Origin of the sequence: Methylobacterium pseudosasicola (assembly GCF_900114535.1) — a bacterium.
Classification (GTDB): Bacteria; Pseudomonadota; Alphaproteobacteria; order Rhizobiales; family Beijerinckiaceae; genus Methylobacterium; species Methylobacterium pseudosasicola.
On sequence record NZ_FOTK01000050.1, the window covers coordinates 1 to 23,119 of the forward strand.

The 23,119-nt window shown below is 65.2% G+C and carries 20 protein-coding genes and 1 pseudogene; 8 read left to right on the plus strand and 13 right to left on the minus strand.

Annotated elements, in window-relative coordinates; genetic code table 11:
- A partial coding sequence (locus BM228_RS28855) for an integrase core domain-containing protein (RefSeq protein ID WP_139234044.1) occupies positions 1-270 on the plus strand: 270 nt, incomplete at its 5' end.
- Between the two features lie 2 nt (positions 271-272).
- On the opposite strand, the gene BM228_RS28860 is transcribed toward BM228_RS28855, so the two are convergent.
- The gene (locus tag BM228_RS28860) at positions 273-650 is read right to left on the minus strand and encodes a peptidase associated/transthyretin-like domain-containing protein (protein WP_342030187.1); all 378 of its coding nucleotides are present in this window, start codon (positions 648-650) and stop codon (positions 273-275) included.
- A 588-nt stretch (positions 651-1,238) separates the two neighbouring features.
- Between BM228_RS28860 and BM228_RS28865 the strand changes: the two genes are divergently transcribed.
- Positions 1,239-2,603 (plus strand): MFS transporter, encoded by a 1,365-nt coding sequence (locus BM228_RS28865; RefSeq protein WP_092046091.1) that lies wholly within the window; start codon positions 1,239-1,241, stop codon positions 2,601-2,603.
- A 30-nt stretch (positions 2,604-2,633) separates the two neighbouring features.
- Complete coding sequence (locus BM228_RS28870; RefSeq protein WP_092046093.1) at positions 2,634-3,764, plus strand: L-talarate/galactarate dehydratase; 1,131 nt, start codon at positions 2,634-2,636, stop codon at positions 3,762-3,764.
- Positions 3,765-4,686: 922 nt separating this feature from the next.
- Here the strand turns inward: BM228_RS28870 and BM228_RS28875 are convergent.
- On the minus strand, positions 4,687-5,229 hold the full coding sequence (locus BM228_RS28875; protein ID WP_244537363.1) for a response regulator: 543 nt from the start codon (positions 5,227-5,229) through the stop codon (positions 4,687-4,689).
- A gap of 59 nt (positions 5,230-5,288) precedes the next feature.
- Positions 5,289-6,430 (minus strand): IS3 family transposase gene (locus BM228_RS28880; protein ID WP_092046095.1). Its coding sequence is split into 2 segments (ribosomal slippage): positions 5,289-6,163 and positions 6,163-6,430, totalling 1,143 coding nucleotides; the frame shifts between segments, so codons are not numbered across the junction.
- A gap of 472 nt (positions 6,431-6,902) precedes the next feature.
- Between BM228_RS28880 and BM228_RS28885 the strand changes: the two genes are divergently transcribed.
- The 3 genes and pseudogenes from BM228_RS28885 (at position 6,903) to BM228_RS28895 (ending at position 9,558) form a co-directional block, all read left to right on the plus strand.
- On the plus strand, positions 6,903-7,250 hold the full coding sequence (locus BM228_RS28885) for a hypothetical protein (RefSeq protein WP_139234240.1): 348 nt from the start codon (positions 6,903-6,905) through the stop codon (positions 7,248-7,250).
- Between the two features lie 225 nt (positions 7,251-7,475).
- A pseudogene (locus tag BM228_RS34915) lies at positions 7,476-8,919 on the plus strand (methyl-accepting chemotaxis protein).
- A 297-nt stretch (positions 8,920-9,216) separates the two neighbouring features.
- Positions 9,217-9,558 carry a hypothetical protein gene (locus BM228_RS28895; RefSeq protein WP_139234242.1) on the plus strand — a complete coding sequence of 114 codons (342 nt, stop codon included), beginning with the start codon at positions 9,217-9,219 and terminating at the stop codon, positions 9,556-9,558.
- A gap of 359 nt (positions 9,559-9,917) precedes the next feature.
- Here the strand turns inward: BM228_RS28895 and BM228_RS28900 are convergent, their stop codons facing one another.
- Both BM228_RS28900 and BM228_RS28905 read right to left on the minus strand, forming a co-directional pair.
- On the minus strand, positions 9,918-10,169 hold the full coding sequence (locus tag BM228_RS28900; RefSeq protein WP_092046101.1) for a hypothetical protein: 252 nt from the start codon (positions 10,167-10,169) through the stop codon (positions 9,918-9,920).
- A gap of 35 nt (positions 10,170-10,204) precedes the next feature.
- A complete protein-coding gene (locus tag BM228_RS28905) occupies positions 10,205-10,663 on the minus strand; it encodes a Ros/MucR family transcriptional regulator (protein ID WP_092046103.1) in 459 nt (152 codons plus the stop codon).
- Positions 10,664-10,815: 152 nt separating this feature from the next.
- Between BM228_RS28905 and BM228_RS28910 the strand changes: the two genes are divergently transcribed.
- Positions 10,816-11,784: a helix-turn-helix domain-containing protein gene (locus BM228_RS28910; protein WP_092046105.1), complete on the plus strand. Its 969-nt coding sequence runs from the start codon at positions 10,816-10,818 to the stop codon at positions 11,782-11,784.
- A 128-nt stretch (positions 11,785-11,912) separates the two neighbouring features.
- Positions 11,913-12,173, plus strand: a complete 261-nt coding sequence (locus BM228_RS28915) for a hypothetical protein (protein WP_139234243.1) — start codon at positions 11,913-11,915, stop codon at positions 12,171-12,173.
- 116 nt (positions 12,174-12,289) lie between these two features.
- Here the strand turns inward: BM228_RS28915 and BM228_RS28920 are convergent, their stop codons facing one another.
- From BM228_RS28920 to BM228_RS28960, 8 genes are all read right to left on the minus strand, one after another.
- Positions 12,290-14,707: a bifunctional diguanylate cyclase/phosphodiesterase gene (locus BM228_RS28920; protein WP_092046109.1), complete on the minus strand. Its 2,418-nt coding sequence runs from the start codon at positions 14,705-14,707 to the stop codon at positions 12,290-12,292.
- 268 nt (positions 14,708-14,975) lie between these two features.
- Positions 14,976-15,359: a response regulator gene (locus BM228_RS28925; protein ID WP_092046111.1), complete on the minus strand. Its 384-nt coding sequence runs from the start codon at positions 15,357-15,359 to the stop codon at positions 14,976-14,978.
- A gap of 147 nt (positions 15,360-15,506) precedes the next feature.
- Positions 15,507-16,790 carry a DUF3829 domain-containing protein gene (locus BM228_RS28930; protein WP_244537364.1) on the minus strand — a complete coding sequence of 428 codons (1,284 nt, stop codon included), beginning with the start codon at positions 16,788-16,790 and terminating at the stop codon, positions 15,507-15,509.
- Between the two features lie 31 nt (positions 16,791-16,821).
- Positions 16,822-17,163, minus strand: coding sequence for a hypothetical protein (locus BM228_RS28935; protein WP_092046113.1), 342 nt, complete (start codon positions 17,161-17,163; stop codon positions 16,822-16,824).
- A 115-nt stretch (positions 17,164-17,278) separates the two neighbouring features.
- A complete protein-coding gene (locus BM228_RS28940; protein ID WP_092046115.1) occupies positions 17,279-18,814 on the minus strand; it encodes a sensor domain-containing diguanylate cyclase in 1,536 nt (511 codons plus the stop codon).
- 343 nt (positions 18,815-19,157) lie between these two features.
- Entirely contained in the window at positions 19,158-19,346 is a 189-nt protein-coding gene (locus tag BM228_RS28945; RefSeq protein ID WP_092046117.1) for a hypothetical protein, read from the minus strand.
- Positions 19,343-20,713 (minus strand): HD-GYP domain-containing protein, encoded by a 1,371-nt coding sequence (locus BM228_RS28950; RefSeq protein ID WP_342030188.1) that lies wholly within the window; start codon positions 20,711-20,713, stop codon positions 19,343-19,345. The genes BM228_RS28945 and BM228_RS28950 overlap by 4 nt, the downstream gene beginning before the upstream one ends.
- Before the next feature lie 297 nt (positions 20,714-21,010).
- On the minus strand, positions 21,011-22,804 hold the full coding sequence (locus BM228_RS28960; protein ID WP_167367856.1) for a putative bifunctional diguanylate cyclase/phosphodiesterase: 1,794 nt from the start codon (positions 22,802-22,804) through the stop codon (positions 21,011-21,013).
- Between the last annotated feature and the right edge of the window lie 315 nt (positions 22,805-23,119).

The window sequence follows — 23,119 nt, forward strand, 5'->3', positions numbered from 1 at the left end:
CCATGGGAGAATGGCTACGTCGAAAGCTTCAACGCACGGATTCGTGACGAACTTCTAAACGGCGAAATCTTCTACACACTCAGGGAGGCGCAGATCGTGATCGAAAGCTGGAGGCGGCACTACAACACCGTACGCCCGCACGCCTCACTGGGATACCGGCCGCCGGCACCGGAAGTGTTCATGCCAGCCTTCACCGCTTGGCCGGCTGCGCTCGCCCGACCAGCTCCGCCGGCCAAGCTACCCGTGGTGGAGCGGCCAACCGTGCACTAACTTTAACCTTGGACCACCCCGTGGGGGCCGATCAAACCTGGATAAATGGTATCAAACGTGGCGCAGCCTTCGCTGTCCGTCGTCTGCGTGCCGCGTAAGAACGTCTGCCCCGATGTATCGATGGAGCGGTCGTCGCCCTGCCCCGGATATCCGGAGTACAGCCCGCGTGCGTCGCAATGCCAGATGTCGATGCGAGCATCGGCCACTGGCGTGCATGGACCAGCATGGATGACCCGCAAGCGCAGGCGCAAGGGAATGCCATCACGACCCTCGGTGATATCAATACGAACGAGCTTTGGATCGACGTAGAACGGCCCCTCGATGGATTGGGGCGTCAACACACACATGGAGTCTTCCGACACCGCCATCGTCTGGAGCAAGGAAGCTGCCTGAGCGCCGTGCGGGACCAAACCCGTAGGGGCGACTGTCAGACCAGCCAAGAAACGACGACGTGACGCTGTCCAAGCGTGAAGAGGCATCGAAGCTCCGGATCGAACCATTCTGGCGTTGGGGGCGCTAGATGGTCGGTTTGTGTTTCCCTTTTGCTTCCAGTCGGATCACCTATCCTCCCGGCACCGGACTGACGTCCGCTTTTGAGGCCTGAAGGTGGCGTCGGGTGTATCAGCGTTGGGTCGGAAGCAGGATGGCCGCTTATCCAGCCGTCCTTCTCCGAAGCAGCCGTTCTGCTTACGGCCAGTTAAAGTCTCGCCGACTGGCGTCTCTGAACGGCGGGGTCGGGTGGAAAATGGACTGGCCGCTCTTAGCTTGCATTCGCGAATACAGGGCATTCGACAGCAGCTCGAAACTACAAATTTATGAGCCGCCCCTATGCATCGATGCCGATTGCGCATCAATCGATCCAAAGATGATGTTGGACACGAAAAAGGCTCTGCTCCACTGATCACGCTGAACGAAGGCTACCGTTGCTTTGTAAGCAGCGAGACGGGCCTCGACATCGGAGGATCGCCGTGGCTCAAGCAGGGCAAGCGCTCAAGCAGACCAAGGTCAGATACGTCATCCTGGCGCTGATCTTCCTCGCAACGACCTTCAACTACGTCGATCGCGCGACCCTGTCGGTCGCCGCCTCGTCGATGCGGACCGAATTCGGTTTCGACGCGATCACGATGGGCCTCGCCTTCTCGGCCTTCGGCTGGGCTTACACGGCGATGCAGATCCCAGGCGGCTGGGTGCTCGACAGGTACGGCGCCCGCCTCGTTTACGGCATCGGCCTGATCCTCTGGTCGGCCCTCACGATGATGCAGGGCCTCGTCCACATCGTCTCCTTCACCTTCCTGGCGCTGTTCGCCCTGCGCTTTCTCATGGGGATCGCGGAGGCGCCGGCCTTCCCGGCCAACAGCCGCCTCACCGTGATGTGGTTCCCCACGAAGGAACGTGCCTTCGCGACCTCGATCTTCCAGTCCGCCCAGTACTTTGCGCTGGCTGTGTTCACCCCGGTCATGACGTGGATCCTGCACGCCCATAGCTGGCAGGCGATCTTTTATTGGGCTGGCGGCGTCGGCATCATCCTCGGCGTCGTTTGGCTGTTCTACGTCCACGAGCCGCGCCACCATCGAGGCGTGAACCAGGGTGAACTCGACTACATTGAAGCCGGTGGCGGCATGCCGAACATGGGCGACAAGCGCGATCACATCCGCTGGTCCGAGGTCAAGGCCCTCGTCAGCAATCGCATGATGATCGGCATCTATATAGGCCAGTTCTGCCTCACCACGATCACGTGGTTCTTCCTGACGTGGTTCCCGACCTACCTGCTCGAAGCGCGGGGCATGTCGATCCTCAAGGTCGGCCTCGTGGCGGCGATCCCGGCAATCTGCGGCTTCCTCGGCGGCCTCGCGGGCGGCCTATGGTCGGACTGGATGCTCCGGCGCGGCTTCAGCCTCACGACTGCGCGCAAGACGCCGATCATCGTCGGCCTACTGTTCTCCAGCACGATCGTGCTCGCCAACTACGTGCCGTCCGACGTGTTCGTGATCGTGGTGATGAGTGTCGCCTTCTTTGCCAAGGGCATCGGCAATCTCGGCTGGTGCATCGTCGGCGATGTCTCGCCAAAGCAGATCATGGGCGTCAGCGGCGGCATCTTCAATCTGTGCGGCAACCTCGCCAGCATCGTCACGCCGCTCGCCATCGGCATCATCGTGAAGGAGATGGGCTCCTTCGACCTCGCCCTCGTCTACATCGGTGTGGTCGCGCTGATCGGCGCTCTTTCCTACCTCGTCATCGTCGGGCCGCTGAACCGCCTTGAGATCCGCATCGACGAGCGCGCTCCGGATGCCGAGCCCGTCCTGCCGCACGACATCGGCACCGCCCGGGCCTGAGCGCCCCAATCCCAAACTCTGGAGGACTTCATGGCTCAGGACACCGTCACCGGCATCCGCTTGCGCTCGGTCTACCTGCCGCTCAAGACCCCGATCAGCGACGCCAAAGTGCTGACCGGCCGGCAAAAGCCGATGACCGAGATTGCTATCCTGTTTTGCGAGGTCGAGACCTCGGACGGTCACCGCGGCCTCGGTATCAGCTACTCGAAGCGAGCCGGCGGGCCGGGACAGTTCGCCCATGCCTGCGAAATAGCCCCCTCGCTCCTTGGGGAAGACCCGAGCGACATCGCCAAGGCTTGGGACAAGCTCGCCTGGGCCGGAGCCTCGGTGGGCCGCAGCGGTCTCGCCGTGCAGGCGATCGGCGCCTTCGACGTGGCCCTCTGGGACCTGAAGGCAAAGCGCGCCGGCCTCTCGCTCGCCAAGCTCCTCGGGGCGCAACGCGACAGCGTGCGCTGCTACAACACCTCCGGCGGGTTCCTGCACACCCCGCTGGAGGAGCTTCTGGTCAACACCGACCGCTCCCGTGAGAAGGGCATCGGCGGCATCAAGCTGAAGGTCGGGCAACCGGATTGGGCCCTCGACATCGAGCGGGTCTCCCGCGTTCGGGAACATCTTGGCGAGGCGTTCCCACTGATGGTCGATGCCAACCAGCAATGGGATCGTCCGACCGCGATGCGGATGGGCCGGATCTTCGAGCAGTTCAACCTGATCTGGATCGAGGAGCCGCTCGATTGCTACGACGCCGCCGGCCACGCGTCTCTGGCCGCCGCCCTCGACACGCCGATCGCCACCGGCGAGATGCTGACGAGCGTGTCCGAACATTGGGACTTCATCCGCCAGAACGGCGCCGACTTCCTGATGCCGGACGCGCCCCGGGTCGGTGGCATCACGCCCTACCTGAAGGTGGCGACGCTGGCCGAGTTCGCCGGCATGACCATCGCCCCACACTTCTCGATGGAGCTGCACATCCACCTCGCGGCTGCCATGCAGCGGGAGCCGTGGGTGGAGCATTTCGAGTGGCTGGAGCCGCTATTCAACGAACGCCTTGAGCTGAAAGATGGGCGGATGCTGGTGCCGACGCGCCCTGGCCTCGGCATCAGCCTCAGCGAGCAGGCGTTGACATGGACCCGGGAGCTCGCAGGGTTCGGAAGTCTCAGCTGATCGCTTCTTCGGGGTCCCCCTTAGTACCACATGCCAGATCGGCACACCCTCCGTCGTCCGCTTTCGGGCAATAAGCAAATTGTCTGGGACGACCGAATGGGGTCGGGAAGAGCTGGTCCGCTTTCCCGACTAGCCTTCTCCGAAGCGGACCAGCCGCTTACGGCCAGATTCCGCCACACCGGACCATCAGTGCGCGCAGAACCAGACGTTCGGCTTGGCGCCCATCTCGGTCATAAATTGAGCCGCGGACGCTCCTCAATAGCGGACGTTCCCCGTGACGGGCGCGGTGGCGCGTTTGCATAAGGGCAGCTTATGGAGCGCCCCGGCGTTCCGCGACCGTGCGCGGCTCAGCTCGCATCCTGTGAAGAGCCGTTTCCAGCTTGTCGAAGAACAGGGGTATACGATTGGATGCGGTGATGGATTGGACGCCCCAGACTGCATCGACATGCCAAATTGGCGTGTATCAAGCATTAATTGCCAGCAAGGGCTTCTAGGTGAAGGAGGTCAACGTCCTGCGGGCACGCTCGGCGTCTTGTTCCTCGGTCCAGGTGCGCATGTAGGCCCAGATCTGTATCCCATCCCCGCGGTTCCTTTAGGATAGTTCGATAATGTCCGGTCTGTTTTAATTGGTCCGATCAGGGGCTTAAGCCACGTGGAAAGCGGTCTGTCAGAGGTACACCCAAATCGAACCGGCTCGATCGGCTGCTATGAGTGGATTTTGTTAAAAAACGCGAAGGCAGCACGCCGAGCGTCATCCCAGACGGCGCCGCGTAGAATAATCGTCTCTAATCGTAGATGCGTTCCCGCTGGCGCGGCGCGTTCCTGGCGATGGAATAGTAGGACCTCCTCCATCTTAAGGTGTTCGCAGAGCTGCTTTGGCCCGGTCACGAGTTTTTCAACAAAATCGGTGGATAGCGGATATTTAAAAGCAACGTAGCGGATGTCCGGAACACGATTGAAGCAGACGCTCCTTGCTCCGAGCTAACGATTGAGCAAGCGCTTGCGTCGCTGCCAACTGGCTGCCTTGCGCAGGATCTGCGAGAGCTGCTCTATCGAGTACGGCCTGTGCCAGCAGCTCGAACCCATAGGTCCCATTCTGCGCCAGCACGTGACTGTAGCCCGAGGTCAGCACTACGGTTAGATCGTGATAGAGGCGGCGGATCTCCTGCCCCAGCTCGATCCCGCTCATACCCGGCATCATCACGTCCGAGAAGACCACGTCGAACCGCTCGGGGTTCTTCGCCAACTCGGCCAGTGCCGCATTGCCGTCCACTGCCAAGGTCGGGGCGTAGCCGAGGTCGCTTAGGCTCTGTACCGCGAAGGTTCCGACATCGACGTTGTCCTCGACCACGAGCACGCGCGTGCCGTGGCCATCGACCAGCGCCACCGGCTCCACGGCTGCCTTCGCTAGCGCTCGGGCAGCCACGCGAGAGAGGTAGACGGTGATCGTCGTGCCCTCGCCCAAGATGCTAGCCACGGTGACGTCTGACCTGACCGGTATTTTGGACCGAGCCTGTTGCGAGGTTACTGTATGGTCGCGGCCATGGGTAGCCGGAAGGCCAGATCCGGGTAGCTGACGGGCGCGGGCGGCCGATAGCCCAGCGACGAATGCGGTCGGATGCAGTTGTACGTGGTTTGCCATAGACCGATGACGATCTGCGCCTCCTTCAGCGAGTAGAAGTTCTCCTGGCGTAGGCACTCGTCCCGAAATTTGCCGTTGAAGCTCTCACAGTACCCGTTCTCCCACGGCGATCCTGACGCGATGTACTGGATCTGTGGCCCCGTCTTGGCGACCCACTTGCGCAGCGCCTTTGAGATCATCTCAGGGCCATTATCGCAGCGGATGTGCTCGGGGATGCCGTGCAGGCACATGGCATCGGCCAGCGCCTCGATCACGCCGACGCTGTTGATACGCCGTGCCACCTTCAGCGCCAGGCACGCCCGGCTATGCTCGTCGATCAGCGTCAGGATGCGTAGGCTTCGGCCGTCGTGGGTCTGAGCCTGCACGAAGTCGAAGCTCCAGACGTGGTTGCGGTGGAGCGGTCGTAGCCGCACGCATGAGCCGTCGTTCAGCCATAGGCGGCTGCGGGGTCTCTGTCGGCTAGGGACTTTGAGCCCCTCACGACGCCAGATGCGCTGAACCCGGTCCTTGCCCACTTGCCAGCCGGCTGCCTGTAGCAGCGCGGTGACGCGGCGGTATCTGTCGCGCCCATACTCGGACGCCAGGGCGATGATGGCGCGGGTCAGCTCATCCTCGTCGGCCGGCACGGTGGGCACGTAGCGCTGCGTACCCCGATGCTGGCCGACGATCCGGCAGGCGTGACGCTCCGAGAGGCCGTACTTCTCGCGGATGCCGTCGACCGCCTGCCAGCGTCGCTCGGGGGCTACAAGTTTCCCGAGGCGACGTCCGCTAGAACTTGTTTCTCCAAGGACAAGTCGGCTACCAGCCGCCGCAATCGAGCGTTCTCGCGCTCTAGATCCTTCATCTTCTTGGCTTGATCGACCTTCAGGCCGCCGTACTCCTTACGCCAGCGGTGGTAACTCTGCTCGGAGACATCCGCTCCCTTGCATGCGACGGCGATGCTCTTTCCCTGGGCCGTCTGCACATCGATCTGGCGCAACATCAGCACGACCTGCTCCGCACTTGGCTTCTGACCTCGCTTCATCCCCAACTCCTCTGGTCCTGGCTGATCCTCTCAATCAGCCCGGTCCAAAGCCAGCCGATCAGGTCAGACCCTGGCAGCCTGATCGTCTGAGCCAAGGCCGGTGATCGTCGTGGCCCTGCCACAGCGACACCACGCAAGGGACACGACCCTGCCCTTTGGAGACTATGCGGGCATGCCCCAGCTGTGATTGACCCAATGAGGCCGCGCACCAAAGGATCTTGTCTTCAGAACCGGAAGTTCACTCCAAAACATTCAAGCCGTCGCCCGGTCGCTACTATCAAATCACGCTCGGAGGCCGGAGATCCTGCGCACAGGGAGCCATTCCCCCCACGATCACGTCCTCCGCCGTTCTGATCGAGTGTATGGTCCCGTGATGAGAAGTGCGTAACCGTCATCATCTGAGTCATGTTGCCGATCAGCGCTCGATGGATAGGGATGAAGCGTCCTAGCTCAGCACCTGGGGGGACCGTCCGTGAATCATCGTATCGCCGCCATCTCGCTCGCAGCCGCCTTGAGCGCCTGCCAGGCTGCCGCTCCCGAACCTCGGCAATCTGTGGTCTTGCAGGAGGACCTCAGTCGGCTCAGGGCCGATCGGGATGCGGGCCGGATCTCGTACACAGAATGGGCGCAGCGGACTGGGGCGGCGGCACGCGCGAGCGTGGTGCTGACGCCTGAGCAGGAGCAGGCGATCGCCTTCCGCATGCAGCTCGCGCGCCGTGTCGATGCGGGCGAGCTGACCCCGGCGCAGTTCGAGCAGGAGAGTGCCCGGGCCCTGGAGCGCCTGAAAGCCGCCCAGGGCAATGCCCGAACCCGGAGCTGACGAGCGCGGTTCCGACGCCACTCGCTCAGCGGGCACGAGGCCAATATTGTTTTGACGAAACTTGAATTGGCTTTTCACCCGCCAGTTGTATGAAGTTTCTGTGATGCCGTCTTTGACGTAGCACAAACTTAACTGCGCGGAGCCATAGCGGAAGGAGAAACAATACGATCTTTGAGATCTGGGGGAACGACCGTGCGCCTGTTCGATGCCGACCTGCGTGACTTGATGGACGCGATCGACCGCTCGCGCGCCCGCACCGAGTTCGCCCCCGACGGCACCATCCTCACCGCCAATCCGATCTTTCTCGAACTCCTCGGCTATACCCTCGCCGAGTTGCAGGGGCGCAACCACAGCACGTTTATGCCGGCGGCCGAGCGCGATGCACCGTCCTACCGGGCATTCTGGGAAGCGCCGCGGCGCGGCGAGCCGCAGACCCGCGAGTTCAAGCGCGTGGCCAAGGATGGTCGCACGGTCTGGATCCAGGCTACGTACAATCCCGTGCTCGACCGGGCGGGACGCGTGCGCAGGATCGTCAAGTTCGCTTCCGACGTCACCGCGCAGGTCGAGCGCAGTCATCGATCAAGCCGGCCAGCTCGACGCCCTGCAACGGTCGCAGGCCGTCATCGAGTTCGCCCTCGACGGTACCATCCTGACCGCCAATCCGAACTTCCTCGACGCGGTCGGCTACCGGCTCGAGGAGATCCGAGGGCGACACCACAGCCTGTTCGTCGATGCCGTCGAGCAGCACGGCTCCGCATACCGTGGGTTCTGGGCCCAATTCGCGCGCGGCGAGTTCGCCGCGGGCGAGTTTCGGCGTATCGCCAAGTGCGGTCGCGAGGTTTGGATCCAGGCGAGCTACAACCCGATCCGAGATCGCGACGGTGTGCCGAAGAAGGTGGTGAAGTTCGCAACCGACATCACCGCGCAGGTGCAGGACCGCCAGCGCCGGGCCGAGGCACAGCGGACGATCGGCACCGACCTCGACGCGATCGGTGAGGCGGTCGAGGCTGTTACCCGGCAGACCGCGGAGGCCGCCGGCATCGTGGGGCAGGTGTCGAGCGACATCCAGGCGGTGGCCTCGGGTGCGAAGGAGCTGTCGGCCTCGGTCGGCGAGATCAGCCAGCAGGTCAGCCACGCCGCGCGCATGGCCAGCGAGGCGGTCGAGCAGGCGCGCCACACCGGCAGCATCGTCGAGGGGCTGAGCGGCCAGGCGGCGCAGATCGGTGAGGTGGTGACCATGATCCAGGGCATCGCCTCGCAGACCAATCTCCTCGCCCTTAACGCCACGATCGAAGCGGCGCGGGCTGGCGCGTCCGGTAAGGGGTTCGCAGTCGTGGCCTCCGAGGTGAAGGCCTTGGCCGAGCAGACCGCCAAGGCCACCGATCAGATCCGGGTGCAGATCACCGCGACCCAGGCGGCCACGCGCGAGGCGGTGGGCGCGATCGGCTCGATCCAGGGCACGATCCGCTCCCTCGACGAAGTCTCGGCGGCGATCGCGGCGGCGGTGGAGGAGCAGTCGGCGGTGACCCGGGAGATGTCGGGCAGCATGCACACGGCCGCTCATGGCGTGACGACGATCGCCGGCGGCATGGAGGCGATCGCCCGGGTGAGCGAGCAGCTCGATGCCGCCACCCAGCAGGTCCGTGTCGCTGCCCGGGCGGTGGGCTGAGGTCATGGGCGACCAACGCAGCCCGTCCGGTCCCGAACTATGCGATGCGTCCCGCCGCGAGAACGGCTGCGGCGATGAAGCTGTCGTCCGAGCCATCCTCGACGGTGCGCTCGAGGATCTGATCCGCGTCGCAGTCGAAGCGGGGCCGGAACCCTACGGGGTGAGTTGTACCCGGATCGACCGAGCGATCGATCGTCGGATCGCACCTCATGTCGGGTTACCGTGGGCCCGGGCGAGAGCCGAAGCTCTAAGGCATCAGCTCAAGGCTGGCTTGCGCAGACGGTGGGAGGCTAATCCATGACCGGAATAGTCGTCCCAATGCAGCCAGGGGGGAATGAAGCATTCTCGCTCACGCGCATCGACGTCGTGGCGATCGAGCTGCTGGCGGAGGGGCGTGCGGCGACCCTGTCGGCGGCGCGGCTCGACGCGATCCTTGCTCACCTCAACGGACATCGCGCAGATCTCGTCGCGGTGATCGCCGAGCTGCGGTCCCGGCCGTCGAGCGGCGACGCTCGGATCGATGCCCTCAACGCCAATCTGAGCGTCGAGGCGAGCAAGGGCTTGGCTCAGATCGACCTGTTCATCGGTCAGGCCGAGATCTGCGCCGGCGCGGCGAGATCCGACGATCTGCCAACCTGATCCTCAACCAAATCGACGAAGGCTCAGACCGAGCCTTCATCACGGAGTGGGTAAAATCGAGCGCCAACGCCGAGTGTCGCGGACCCTCGGGACGCAGGCCTAGCACCGCCAGCACACGATCGCACGCTGCGGCATCGGCGACCGCCCCGCCATTCTCCAGGGTGACCACCACGCTCGGATCGACGCGGGCGAGCCCTGCGACGGTCGCGATCGTGTAGGCGCCCCGTGCGCGTGCCGCTCGGACGCGCATGGCTAACGCCTGATCTAAGGTTCGGGGCTCGTCGTCGGGTGTCCACATCGGTGCGCACTACGCGACAGCGAGAGCCAACGTTGCCTACGCACGGACTTTTGAGGTGATGCTACTGCATCCCGGCGGGTCTGGGACGCGGCAGGCCGCTCTCGGTGAGGCCGAGAAACAGCGTGAGATGCTCCACCGCGGCGAGCGACAGCGCGCAACCCGCACCGCGTTCGACGGTTACGAGCCCCTCCGAGGTGAGACCGGCCAGGCGCGCCGCATCCATCAGCGACAGACCCATCCGTCCGCGGGCTGGACCGGCGTGCAGGGCGAGGTTGCGCAGCAGATCCCGTCGTCGCTCCTCGCGTTCGTTCATCGCCTAAACCAAACACGCCCGTAAAACTGCCGACGTCAGGCAGCCCTGCGGTCCTTCCGGTCCCTCTCAGCCATGGCGCCGGGCTGGCCGAGGCCGATCGCCTTCGCCAGCATGGAGCGACGCTCAGCATATTCAGGTGCGACCATCGGGTAGTCGGCCGGTAGAGCAAAGCGCTCACGGTAGCTGCGCGGGTCGAGCCCGTGGCTGGTGAGGTGGCGCTTGAGCGTCTTGTAGGCCTTGCCGTCGATGAAGCTGACGATCCCGTCGGGCCGGATCGACCTGAGGACCTCGACCGAGCTCGGCCTGTCGATATCGGCGGCCCCGTGCGCTCCCTCGGGGAACATCGAACCACCGGAAGCGAGGCCGGCGACTGCGATGTGCACCCGGGCGATCAAAGCCGGCAGATCGGAGACTGGGACGGGGTTGTTCGCGACGTAGGCGGCGGTGATGGCGGCGGCTAGCTGGATGGTCGAGGTGCGGCTGGCGAAGGTCATTATAAATATGCACGTGGCTTCTGAGAGGGATGAAATACACTTCTAGGTTGATGCGGCTGGTTGCGCTTGTCCGAGAGCGTGCTACGGTTTGACCGAGAACGTGCCGCCGCGTTTTCGAGCACGCGCATCCAAGAAGTCGTTCGGCAGATCCGATGAGGACTTTGTTCTCGACTGCGGACGAAGAGCCCAAGAACAGTTTCCGACGCTGGCGTGAGACAGTGTTCGAGCGGATCGTGCCGGTTGAACTCACGGCCGCCAATCCAGAAGCGTTTCAGGGGACGATGGAGGCCGCAGAAATCGGCCCGCTGTCGATCACCCGCTTGACACAGAGCGCGATCCAGACGGAGGCGACCGCCGAGACGATCCGTCGGCACGGCAAACACGATACGCTGAACGTCGCACTGGTGCTGAGCGGTGAGGTCGCCAGTTCGCAGGACGATCGCACCGCGATCCAACGCGCTGGCGAGATCGTCGTGCTGGATCGCCGTCCGGCCATCATGGCGACTCGCGCCGACAGCCAGACGCTGTTCGTCGAGGTTTCCCGGGAACGGCTGGAGCGCGCGCTCGGATCGACGCGGCGGTACACGGCCCTGACCCTGGAGACGGATCAGGCGAGCACGTCGCTGGTCACCACCTTCTTCAATCAGTTGGTGCGCACCTACGCCGGTCTGCCTTTGGACACCGCCAACCAGATGGCCGCGATCGGGATCGATCTGCTCATCGCCGGCATCGCCGAGCGCCTCGCGCGGGAGACGCCAAAGCCGCTGCAGGGCACGCTCATCGTGCGACGGGCTATGGCTTACATTGAGGCCCACTTCGGCGATCCGAACCTGGACCCATCCACGCTCGCAGCTGCTGTCGGGGTGTCGCTGCGCTACCTACAGCAGCTGTTCCGCGGGCACGAGCGCAACATCGCCGATCAGATCTGGCGGCGGCGCTTGGAGATCGCGGCGCAGCGGCTGGCGGATCCCGGGTATGCCCACCTCACGGTGGGGACGCTGGCTTACGGCTGCGGGTTCGGCGACCAGGCACATTTCAACCGCAGGTTCAAGGATCGCTACGGCCTGCACCCCGGCGAGTACCGCTGGAGAGTCCTGAACGCCACGCACCCCGTCAGATGAAGGTAGGTGTCATCCGCCGTTGTTGCCGTGGCACACCATAAGTCTAACGGCCTGAAAGCAACCTCTGGGCGAGATTGTGCCCCTAGAGGTTGTAGGCTACGGTCGCGATCATCGTCATTGAACTGATCGTGAGCGCGATGATCCATGATGCCCATCGGCGAACCGTGACGACGCGAGCAGGTGCGCTCGCCCACATAGCCGATCTGCTCGGCGTGCCGATCACCAAGTTCTACGATCCCCACCTGATCCGTGGCGCACTCGAAGGCCGCGGGGAGGAGGCAGCCGCGGTGTTCGCACTGGTGCAAGCCTATCTCGCGATCGACGATGCCGAGACGCGCCATCGCAGCATCCAGGTCGTGCGGGCGATGGCGCAGGCCGGTCGCGTTTGAGGGTATGATACGAGGCGTTCAGCCCGCGCATGGTACCGACCGGGGGCGATCGCGCGATGGCAGACCCGCGACCCGGATGATCCACCGATCCAGTCGTCGGGGGACGACCTTCGAGCTCAGGCGAGCGCCTTGATCGGGGGCACAGCGAACAGCGCCCGTAGCCGCGCCAATTCCAGTTCGGACGCCGGCAAGGTCGGCGCCGGGCGCGCGAACAGGTAGCCCTGCATCTGCTCGCAGTGCAGCTCGCGCAGGATCGCCAGCTGCTCGGCGGTCTCGACCCCCTCGACCGTGACCTGCAAACCGAGGTTGTGCCCGAGGTTCACGATCGCCCGCACGATCGCCAGCGTGTCGGCGTGCTGGCCGAGCCGGCGCACGAACGACTGATCGACCTTGATCTTGTCGAACCGGAACTGCTGCAGGTAGCTCAGCGACGAGTACCCGGTGCCGAAGTCGTCGAGCGCCAGGCGCACGCCCAGTCCGCGCAGGTCGGTCAGCACCCGCACGGCCTTCGCCGCATCCTGGATGAACACGCTCTCGGTGATCTCGATCACCAGCCGCGCCGGGGCGAGCCCGTGACGCGCCAACGCCGCAGCGACGACCGTCGGGACGTCGGACTGGCGGAACTGGGTCGGGGAGACGTTGACCGAGACCCGCCATGGCTGCGGCCAGGCCGCGGCCGCCGCGCAGGCGGTGTCGATCACCCATTCGCCGATCCGCCCGATCAAGTCGGCCTGCTCGGCCACCGGGATGAACTCGGCCGGCGAGACGAAGCCGCGCTCCGGGTGCTGCCAGCGGATCAGCGCCTCGAAGGTCTCGATCTCGCCGGTGCGGGCGTTGACGATCGGCTGGTAGAACAGCCGCAGCTCGTCGCGGGCGATCGCGCCGCCGAGCTCGTGCTCGAGCTGCCGCCGCGCCTGCAGCTCGGCGTCCATCGCCGCCTCGAAGAAACGGACCGCGCCGCGTCCCTCGTCCTTGACGCGATACAGCGCGGTGTCGGCGGCGCGCAGCAGCGCCTCAGCCGTGCGGCCGTCCCCGGGGTAGAGGGCGATGCCAGCCGAGGCGCCGATCTCGACGCGATGGTCGTCGATCCGAAACGGGCGACGCAGGCCCCCGACCAGGCGACCGGCGATCTCCGCGCCCCTCTGGGGCGCGCGCGCGCCGGTGAGCACCGCCACGAACTCGTCGCCCCCGACCCGGGCCAGGGTGTCGCTCGGGCGCAGCTCGGTCAGCATCCGCTTGGCCACCTGGACCAGCAGCGCGTCGCCGGTGGCGTGACCGTGCAGGTCGTTGACCGCCTTGAACCGGTCGAGGTCGAGATAGATCACCGCGACGCCGGTCCCGTCCAGGGCCGCGGCCTCGAGCGCCGGGCCGAGGCGCTGCTCCAGCAGGTAGCGGTTGGGCAGGTCGGTCAGGGCGTCGTGCAGGGCGAGGTGGCGGATGCGGGCCTCATCACGCTTACGGTCGGTGAGGTCGCGCAGGGCGACGGCGGTGGCGGGCTTGCCGCCGAACTCGATGGTGCGGCAGGACAGCTCGACCGGCACGTGCGTGCCGGCGGCGGTGCGAGCCTCGAACTCCTCCGGCCGCAGCTCCTCGGAGCGGCAGCGCGTCCGCCGCAGCAGCCCCGGCGTACTGGCCTGCGAGAACAGGTCGAGCACCGGTCGGCCGACGATTTGGTCGGGGGCCATCCCGAACAGGCGGGTACCGGCCTGGTTGACCTCTAACACCACCCCGTCACGGTGGATGAACAGCACCTCGTACGCGAGGTTGCTCAGCAGGCGCATGCGGTCGAGCTCACGCCGATCGCGCTGCGAGAGGTGCTGCTGCAGGGCCAAAGCCACGAGGCCGGCGATCAGCACCGCGAGGCTGACAGCGGCGATCGTCAGGGCGAGCGGGGTCGAGCCGAGCACGTAGCTCTCATCCGCTCGCGGCGCGATTGGCGCGACCGTAACCGCGGTCATGCCGGTGAAGTGCAGGCCGCAGATCGCCAGCGCGAGCCAACCGGTGACCTCGATGCGGCGGCCGAGGCTCGCCAGTACGCCGGCTCGTGCCAGGGCGAGGACTGAGAACGCGACGCTGACCAGGATCGAGGCGGCGACGTAGATGGGCTCGAACAGCACGAGGCTGGACGCGGCCATCGCGCCGACGCCGAGGTAGTGCATGCCGGTGATCGCCAGCCCGAGCACGGTGCCGGCCAGCACGATCCCGAGCGGGGTGGAGGATAACCGCCGCCACAGGCGCAGAGCGGCGAAGGCGCCGGCGACGGCCACGACGATCGAGCCGGCGGTGAGGTCGAGGTCGTAGGCGACCTGCGCCCCGGGCCGGAACGCCAGCATGGCGACGAAGTGCAGCGACCAGACGCTGCCCCCGAAGATGAGCGCGGCGATCAGCAGGGAGCACGGAAGCGGGCGGCCCCCGGCATCGGTGCGCGCCATCAGGGTGACGGTGGCGAAGCATCCGAGCGCGCATATCACCGCCGATAGGGCGATGAGGCGTAGGTCGTGCTGCTGCGCGACGCAGGTGAGGACGCGGATCATCGTCGGCTCAATCGTGACGACAGCGAATGGTCGTCAGCTCAATCGTAGAACAGAGATGCCTACCGATCGGTCATCAACCTGAGTGAGTTCGATCTTTGGTTGAGAAACGATAAAACAAAGCTCCGCGTTGTGTGGCGCGGCGCCGTCGGCACGGGACAGCCCTCGCTCATCGAAAAGTCCGTCACGGCCGAAGCTTCCTGCGCAGATCCTCGAGGATCCGTCGATCCGCCGTCAGCGCGTCGTCGTGATCGACGCCGATGATCGATCGCTAGCGCGCCAGGACGGCCTCGATCTTGGCTCTCAGCGTATGGAGGGTGAACGGCTTGACGATGTAGTTGTTCGCCCCGGCGTTCTTTGCCGCGATGACGTTCTCCATCTTGGACTCCGCCGTCACCATGATGAACGGTGTGGTCCGCAAGGTCTCCTCGGCGCGGGCGTGTCGGAGCAACTCGTAGCCGGTCATCGGCTGCATGTTCCAGTCGGTAATCACCAATCCGTACGGGCGACTTCTCAGGCGCGTCAACGCGGTGCTGCCGTCGGGGGCATCGTCGATCTCGCGGAACCCGATCTGCTTGAGCAGATTGCGGAGGATGCGGATCATGGTCTGGTAGTCGTCCACGACCAGGATCGGCATGCTGAAGTCGAGCGTCATACGGGATCGCTGTGGCTGAGCGTGAGGCCTCCGCCCACCGTAGGATCAAATCTGAAGCGAACGATGAATGGTCAGATATCAGCGATCGCGGTAGGCCGGCCTATAGTGAGGCGACGATGCTCCGCAATCGAGGCTGCTCTGCTGCGATCAATCCGAACGGACTCGACCCTCGTAGCGCTGACAAGACTCGCGATCGCGCATTGAACGGTTGTAGGTGTCGTTGAACAGCTGAGCCGGCTGGCTCGGGTCAGCCTTCGCGCGAATGTCCCGCACGACATCCCGCCCGTGGCCGATCACACTTGCCACCGTGTCCGCGTAGCCGGTGCAGGATGAATTAGCTTTGGGGCTCATGCCGTCGAAGGTCGCACCGAGCTGTCGGTTGGCGGTCGAAACGTCGCTCAGTGCGGCGAGGAACGAGGCTGTATCAGCCTTCGGACCGAGCGCCTCGAAGCGCTGCACCGCCCGGCGCAGGGCGAGGCTGGTCGCGAGGAGTCGGCGGGCCGGTGCGTCCTCCTGGAGCGTCGCCATCCGCCGCTCATCGCGGGCAAGCTCGCGCTCGAACAAGGCAGTGCCGTAGGCGTCCATCGCCTTGGCGGCCGTTTCGACCTTTGGCACGAGGATCGGGTGTTGCTCGCGAGCGAACTTGTACGCGTCCTCCTTGAACTCCCGAGTCGTCTGGTAGCGGGTCAGCGCCTTCAAGATCGGGTTGACCTCGCGCAGCGCCGCCAGCAGCTGGCGGGCTTGAGGGTCTACCTCAGGCACGGTGCCCGGTAGCGCGACCGCCTTTTCCAGCTCGTCGATCACCCCGTCGAAATCGACGATGCCGAAGTGGTACCAGGCGTTGGCCCCCAGCTTGGTGCCGAGCTTGAGCACGCGTTCGTTGTCGCGCCGGTACTCGGCGAGCTGACGTTCCAGGGGATGGGAGCGCACGAGGTGGTTCTGCACCTCGGTGTAGGCGTTCACCTTCGCTACCTGTTGCACCTCAGGGCCGGGTGGCGGTGCTACGCGCGCCGACGATCGAGCCGCGCTGGCCGAGGGAGGCGTGCTCTGCAGCAACGCCTGTGATGCTGCGGGTAGGGCCGGGAAGTCGCATTTGAAGGCTTCGATCAGGCTTTTGCGCACCGCCTCGTGGGTCTGGGCGCACTGGTACGCGATCGTGGGTCGGGCAGCCTCATTGCGCATGACCGTGTCCCGGAAACTGTCGCGCATCTTATTGATGCCTTGACGGATGCCGGGCCTCGCGACCTCAGGAACGCTGGGGCTCGCGGCACACTGCGCGTAGGCGGCGAAGAACGCGTCGCAGCTCTCGATGCCAACCGGGGCGACCGGCGTGATGGACGCCGCCGGCGCAGATGATGCGACCGTCAGGAGAGCAGCACTGAGGCAGCGCCTTATCCGCCTCGACGCCCCGGTCATGCCGCGCATCATCATCTCCGAAGTTTCAGAAGTCGCCGAGATCGCGCTAGAGGTTGCGCAGGGCGAGCAAGGGCACGAAGGCTGCGAGCGCCACGGGAATGGACCAGTACTCCATCCGGATCCAGAACAGCTTGTGCAGGCGGCGCAGCAGCACGCGCTGGTTCGTCACCGGGTCGATGAGCTCGCGCGGGGGCGTGCCGTTGAGACGGCGGCCGACGAGCCAGTTGGCGGCTGCGGCGGCGAACAGGCCGAGACTGACGGCGACGAACGTGAGTTCGGGATGCCCCAAGGCACGCAAGGCAAATCCGCTCAGCGCTCCGACGACGACGGCCGTGCCGACGATCACGGGGACGACGAGGATCCCCCAGCCCGACCAGATCAACAGCATAGTCCGGCTCGTGCGTCCGTGCAGGGAGGGAGGCGATCGCGTAGCGAGGCTCGCGACGTTCGGGGGATGCCTGCGTCGGTGAATGCGGCAAACGTGAGATGGCGACGAGAGTAGGTTATGGGGTGCCGATGAGCCGGAGCGCCCCTGTCGAGGATGGCGACGGCCGTCCCGGATCGGCGCAAGAGGTTCGATTGCGTCCGCCCGCCTTGGCCCGGTAGAGCGCCTCGTCCGCCCGCCGGTACAGATCGGCCAGCGCGGTGTCGGCCGCCACACAGCTTGCCAGCCCGACGCTGACGGTGATCGCCCCGGCGCCGATGCAGGCGGCACCGATCGCCAGCTTCGCGATCTCAGCGTGGATCCGCTCGGCGATGCGCAGCGCGCCCACCTGATCGGTATCGGGCAGCAGCACCGCGAACTCCTCGCCGCCTACGCGACACACGAGATCGGGGGGGCGGTGGACGCTGGCCGACAGGTGGCGCGCCAATCCCTGCAGGACCGCGTCGCCGACCTGATGCCCGTACCGGTCGTTGAAGCGCTTGAAATGATCAGCGTCCACGATGAGCAGCGACAGCGGCTCGCCCCCGCGCCGCGCCGCCTCCCAGGCCCGCGTACCGGTTTCCTCGAACGCCCGCCGGTTGGGCAGGCGCGTCAGCGCGTCGGTCAGCGATAGCCGCTCGAGCTCGGCCTGCATCACGGTGCGGCGGCGCAGCTCACGACCGAACAGCAGCGATAGGGCGATGGTCAGGCAGCACAGGGCCAGCACGATCGCGCCGATCACCAGGGCCTTGATCCGCCAGTCCGCGTCGATCGCCCCGGTGGCGAGCGCGACGTTCAGGATCAGCGGCAGCGCGCCGATCTGCGTGAAGGTGTACTGCCGCTCCACGCTGTCGCGTACCGAGGTCTCGATCAAGCTGCCGCTGCGCTCGCGCACGAAGCCCTTGAACGTCGCCGCCCCGGCGATGTTCGCGCCGATGTCGGCCTCGGTGTAGGGCTGGCGCATGACCCGCGTGCCATCGCGCAGGTACAGGTTGATCGCGCCCTCCCGGCCGAGATCGATCTGGCTGAACAGCCGCGTGAAGTACGACAGCTTCATGCTGCCCATCACCACCCCGCCGAACGCCCCGTCCGGCTTAGTGATCCGGCGGCTGAACGGCAGCATGCGCTCGCCGGTCAGGCGCGAGACCAGTGGGTGACCGATGAACAGGCCGAGGCCGGCGCGCGCCTTGTGCGCCTGAAAGTAGTCCCGGTCGGCGTAGTTGCCCTTGCGCGGCGGCACGGCGTCGAGGTCGGCGACGACGTCGCCGTTCTCGTCGAGGATGATCATCACGCCGATGTCGCGGGCGGTCGCGGCCCGGTCGAACAGGATCAGCTGGCGCAGGGCCGGGCTGACCTCGGCGACGCCGGGGGCCCTGAGGTTATCGACCGCCGCCTGGATTGACAGATCGAACAGCTCGACGTTGCGGGCTATGTCAGCCTCGAGGACCTGGAGCAGGTTCCTCGAGGTCAGCTGCGCTCTCTCCCAGGCGTCTTGGCGCAGGTCGAGCAGCATGAAGCCCGACGTGGCGAGCATGCCGACGGGGGCGATGACGCCGAGGCCGATCCATATTCGGGCTGCGTAAAATTCGCGCTTCAACCTTTGCAGCGAAGTCATCGGACGCTCGGGAGCATGCCTATCGAGCCATGATCTCATAGAAAGACTAATTTAAAGTTATGGTCGGTTGCGCTCTACCGAACATTGGGCCAGCTCATATCCCGCGATTGCTGACTTCAAAATGAGCGACGTTCATGGTCAGCGCTCGGAGAAGCGACTGTGGCGCGCGAGCATCAGGGTGTGGCAGCATCAGCACGGCTCGCCGTCTCGGGCTTCGAACGCGTGGCGATCTTGCCGACCCGCTCGATGCTGACGCCAGCGGCTTAGCTCCTGCGCCCCGCTAGGCGGACCACACAGACGAATTGGGGCCCGAGCACTTTCACATGAAATACCCCGGTAGAAGCTAGGCTCGTAGCACGGCGAGCAGCATCCAGAACGCGGAGACGTCTCTCACCGAGGTCGGGATCTCGATGCCGTCCGGCAACCGGATCATCGTGATCCAATTCGTCGGCTTGCGCCCCTCTCGACGATCGATCGGCGATGGGAAGAAGGCTTGGTCTGCGACGGCCGCCGCGTCGTTCCACTCAATCATGCCGCCACCGTCGCGTCGTCCTCAGGGGCTGAACCGGTCACCGGTCGGAACGCGCGCACGAGGTCGGCGTCGAGTTGGCCGGTCATGCGCGTCAGGACGTCGTAGGCCTGCCGGTCCTCCATCGGCGCCCTGTAGGGGCGTCGTTCGATCAGCGCCGCGTAAATGTCGCATACTGTAACCAACCGGACGAGATCCCGGATCTCGTTGGCCCTCAAACCGTCGGGATAGCCGGAGCCGTCGAGCATCTCGTGGTGCGAGCGGACCACCGCGAGCATAAGGTCGTCGAAGCCGGCGCCGGCCAGCATGGCGTGCCCGAGTGCCGGATGGGTGCGCATCACCGCGAGTTCCGCGGCGTCGAGCGGGGCCGGCTTGTTCAGGATCGCGGTCGGGATCCGGGTCTTGCCGACGTCGTGCAACAGCGCGGCTTTGACCAGGCGGTGGCGGTCGCTCGATCCGAGACCGAGCGCGCCTGAGAACGCGGCCGCCAGTCCGGCCACGAGCAGGCAGTGCTGGTGGGTGACGTCGTCGAACTGTTGGACGGCGGCGACCCAATCATGGACGCCGGCGTCCTGTATCGCCCTGACGATCAGCTCAGTGCCGTTCTCGACCACGGGCGGGGTGATCGACCGACCGGAGAAGAATGTCTCCGCGAGGAACAACCTCAGCCGAGGCGCCTGCTGGATGGTCGCCGCCGGGACAGACCGCCTCGTCCCGCGCATCTGAACGAGTTTGCCGTGGATGAGGCGCACGGCGCTCATCGCCGAGAAAGTACCGTTCGCCCCGAGGACGCGGGCCTGCGCCTCAGCGCGCGCGACGTTGCCGTGCACGAGGAACAGGTAGGGCGTGGGTTCACGACGCATGCGGCCCAGGAGATCGCGTAGGCGCACGATCGCTTCCGAGTTCAGTTCCTCGACATCGCTGACGATCAAACTCGGTGTGAGCGAGGGAACGGCGGCTTCATACAAGTCGTGGACGTGGCATCGCCCCAATGACGTAAGATCCCGGGCCAGACGCTGGGCGCGCTGGACGTCGTCACTGATCAGCAGGACCTCGCCGGGAGCTGCGACCGAATTGGCATCGGTGGGTATTGTCGGCATCGTCAGTCCGCTGTCTGGTCCATCACGCCGCCGTCCTCGAAAGGAGCGGTGTGAACACTGATGGATTTGGGCTGAAGATTTCTTACGCGGGTTTCCCGGACGGGGCCGCGGCGGCTCTACCGTCTGGGTCGAGCCTGTTCTGCCGGTGAGGTCGGGAATGTCATAGCGCAGACGTGACCGAGGTCGCTGGCCATCACGTCGCGGGCCCATCTCCGTCGCCCGCTCTCGATCAGCGTCAATCCAGCGGCTTGGGGGATCGTCTTCGCGCACGCCTTAGCGGCCGTCATCTGTCCAAACACCTCATCGCGGCTGCATGACCTCTGAGCTTGGAGGAAGTAGCCGTAATCGGCGAGTAGGCCGGCGCACGTGTCCTGCCCCGACGCCGGCGAGATGACGCTGACGGCCAGCGCCGAACCCATCCAAATCCAAGCTCGCATCCGCGCCCCAACGCGCATGCCCGAGAGCTGAGACTGGACCGGCTTTGGCATCGGTGTCTCACACGACCGAAACGAGGCGCTCTGAGCCTGAACTGAAGCGACAGGGGTGTCACGAGCGCTGATCGGCCTACTATGCTCGGCGTCGAGAAAAGCGTGTGTCGTCGAGGGCGGAGGTCCCGACGTCTTCCCGGCGCAGATACGGGCCGATCGCCTCCGGCGCCATCGGTCGGTGGAACAGGTAGCCCTGCATGGTTCGACAGCCCAGCGCCTGCAACAGCGCGGCCTGCTCGTGCGTCTCGACGCCCTCGACGACGCAGTCGAGTTTCAGGCTGCGGCTCAGCTCGAGGATGGAGCGGATGATCTTGCGCGCGCTGTCGTGCTCCATCAGTCCCTGGGTGAAACTCCGATCGATCTTCAGCTTATCGACCGGCAAGCGATGCACGTAGGCCAGCGAGGAATAGCCGGTTCCAAAATCATCGAGCGACAGGCTCACGCCCAGGGCCTTCAATCGCGCGAGACCGGCCTGCGCTTGAGCGAAATCGTCGATCATCGCCGTCTCGGTGGCCTCGAGCTGCAGACGGCTTGGATCGACGCCGCTAGCCTTGATCAAGGCGCAGAGCCGACCGACCGCTTCTGGCGCCGTGATGTCGGCCATGGACAGGTTGAACGACAGGCCGACATGCGCGGGCCACGTGGCCATCACGCGCAGCGCCTTGGCCAGCAGGATCTGCGTGAGCTCGTTGATCAGCCCGACGCGCTCGGCGACCGGGATGAACCGATCCGGAGATACCAGACCGAGTTCGGGACTGTGCCATCGTGCCAGCGCCTCGAACGCGACCGTGCGCTGTTGACCGACATCGACCATCGGTTGGAACACTAGGCTGAGTTCCGCGGCGAGGTCGGCGTGTCGCAGGGCGTGCTCGATCGCCCCTTGAAGCCGCATACGCGTCTCATGCTCGTGCGCGAACATCACCCACGTGCCGCGATGATGGGCTTTGGCCTCGTACAGGGCGAAATCGGCGCGCTCGACAAGCTGTGCCGCGGTCGTTCCGGCCTCGACGTACCGGGCGCAGCCGATCGATGCCCCGATCCGTGCGTTGAGGCCGTCGCAGGCGAACGGCCTGCTGACCGCGGCGATGATCGACCGGCACTGAACCTCAAGATCGTCGTCCCGGCCACGATGCACGATGATCAGCGCAAACTCGTCTCCGCCGAGGCGCGCCAGGGTGGATCCGCGCGGCACGACCGCTTTCAGCCTCTCGGCGACTTCCTCAAGAACGCGATCGCCGGCCACGTGGCCATGGGAGTCGTTGACGCCTTTGAAGCCGTCGAGATCGATGATGGCCAGGGTGAACCCGTCGCCCCCCGTCTCCGTGCAGCGGATCGCGGCATCGAGGGCGGGAAAGAAGCTGCGCCGGTTCGGCAGCCCCGTGAGCATGTCGGTCGCGGCCAACCGGAGGTTCTCGGCGCCGAGGGCTTCGAGCTTCTCGTTCTGCCCGACCAGGCGGGTGAAATCCCGGTAGTACACGAACAGGATGAATACCATCACGCCGCCGACGAGCAGCTGGTTGACGGCGATCGCCTTCAGGATCGCCTGCTGTTGGACGAGGGCGAACCCGACGAACGGCACGATCACGCAGACGGCGACGATCAACGCAGCGGAGCGCAGGTGCATCAGGCAGAACACGCACGCGATCGTGGTGATGGCGACGTAGAAGAACACGTGGAAATGCGCGATCTCGTCGCCGTACTGGGCCAGGGCCAGCGACCAGGCGAGGAATGCTGGCCCCAGCAGCGCGCACAGTCGGTTCGTCTGGCGCAACAGTGGGGCGTAACAGTCCGGCGGGAGGGCGGCGAGATCGAGCCGGGTCCAGGTCCAGGTGCGAGCGAGGCAGACCGCCCCCAACAGCAGCACCGGGACCACCACGAGTCCGGTCGGGGCGACTCCGAAATGGGTGTAGGCGAGGGCGCCTGAATTGATCGTCAGGATGACGTACAGTAACGGGACCTGCAGCTTCAGTGCCGTTAATTGAGCGGCCGCCAGGGCTGGCGCAGTTTCCGGAACCCGAAGGAGTGAGTATGCGTGACGAAGGGGCATCATGTTGCTCTTATTGGCAGCACATACCCTCCTATCTGAGGTCTAAATATTGAGTTATCAGCCAGGAACCATGCCTAGTCAGATTGAATAGTATAGATTCGAATGCGCCTTATATATGATTAATATTCATGCTTAAGGGAA

Bases quoted from the DNA above. Each gene is read 5' to 3' on its own strand.
- BM228_RS28895 (WP_139234242.1), top strand. From the start codon at position 9,217: ATGACCGGAATAGTCGTCCCAATGCAGCCAGGGGGGAATGAAGCATTC.
- BM228_RS28870 (WP_092046093.1), top strand. From the start codon at position 2,634: ATGGCTCAGGACACCGTCACCGGCATCCGCTTGCGCTCGGTCTACCTG.
- BM228_RS28945 (WP_092046117.1), bottom strand. From the start codon at position 19,346: ATGATTGAGTGGAACGACGCGGCGGCCGTCGCAGACCAAGCCTTCTTC.
- BM228_RS28940 (WP_092046115.1), bottom strand. From the start codon at position 18,814: ATGACTTCGCTGCAAAGGTTGAAGCGCGAATTTTACGCAGCCCGAATA.
- BM228_RS28925 (WP_092046111.1), bottom strand. From the start codon at position 15,359: ATGACGCTCGACTTCAGCATGCCGATCCTGGTCGTGGACGACTACCAG.
- BM228_RS28900 (WP_092046101.1), bottom strand. From the start codon at position 10,169: ATGAACGAACGCGAGGAGCGACGACGGGATCTGCTGCGCAACCTCGCC.
- BM228_RS28930 (WP_244537364.1), bottom strand. From the start codon at position 16,790: ATGATGATGCGCGGCATGACCGGGGCGTCGAGGCGGATAAGGCGCTGC.
- BM228_RS28920 (WP_092046109.1), bottom strand. From the start codon at position 14,707: ATGATCCGCGTCCTCACCTGCGTCGCGCAGCAGCACGACCTACGCCTC.
- BM228_RS28935 (WP_092046113.1), bottom strand. From the start codon at position 17,163: ATGCTGTTGATCTGGTCGGGCTGGGGGATCCTCGTCGTCCCCGTGATC.
- BM228_RS28910 (WP_092046105.1), top strand. From the start codon at position 10,816: ATGAGGACTTTGTTCTCGACTGCGGACGAAGAGCCCAAGAACAGTTTC.
- BM228_RS28905 (WP_092046103.1), bottom strand. From the start codon at position 10,663: ATGACCTTCGCCAGCCGCACCTCGACCATCCAGCTAGCCGCCGCCATC.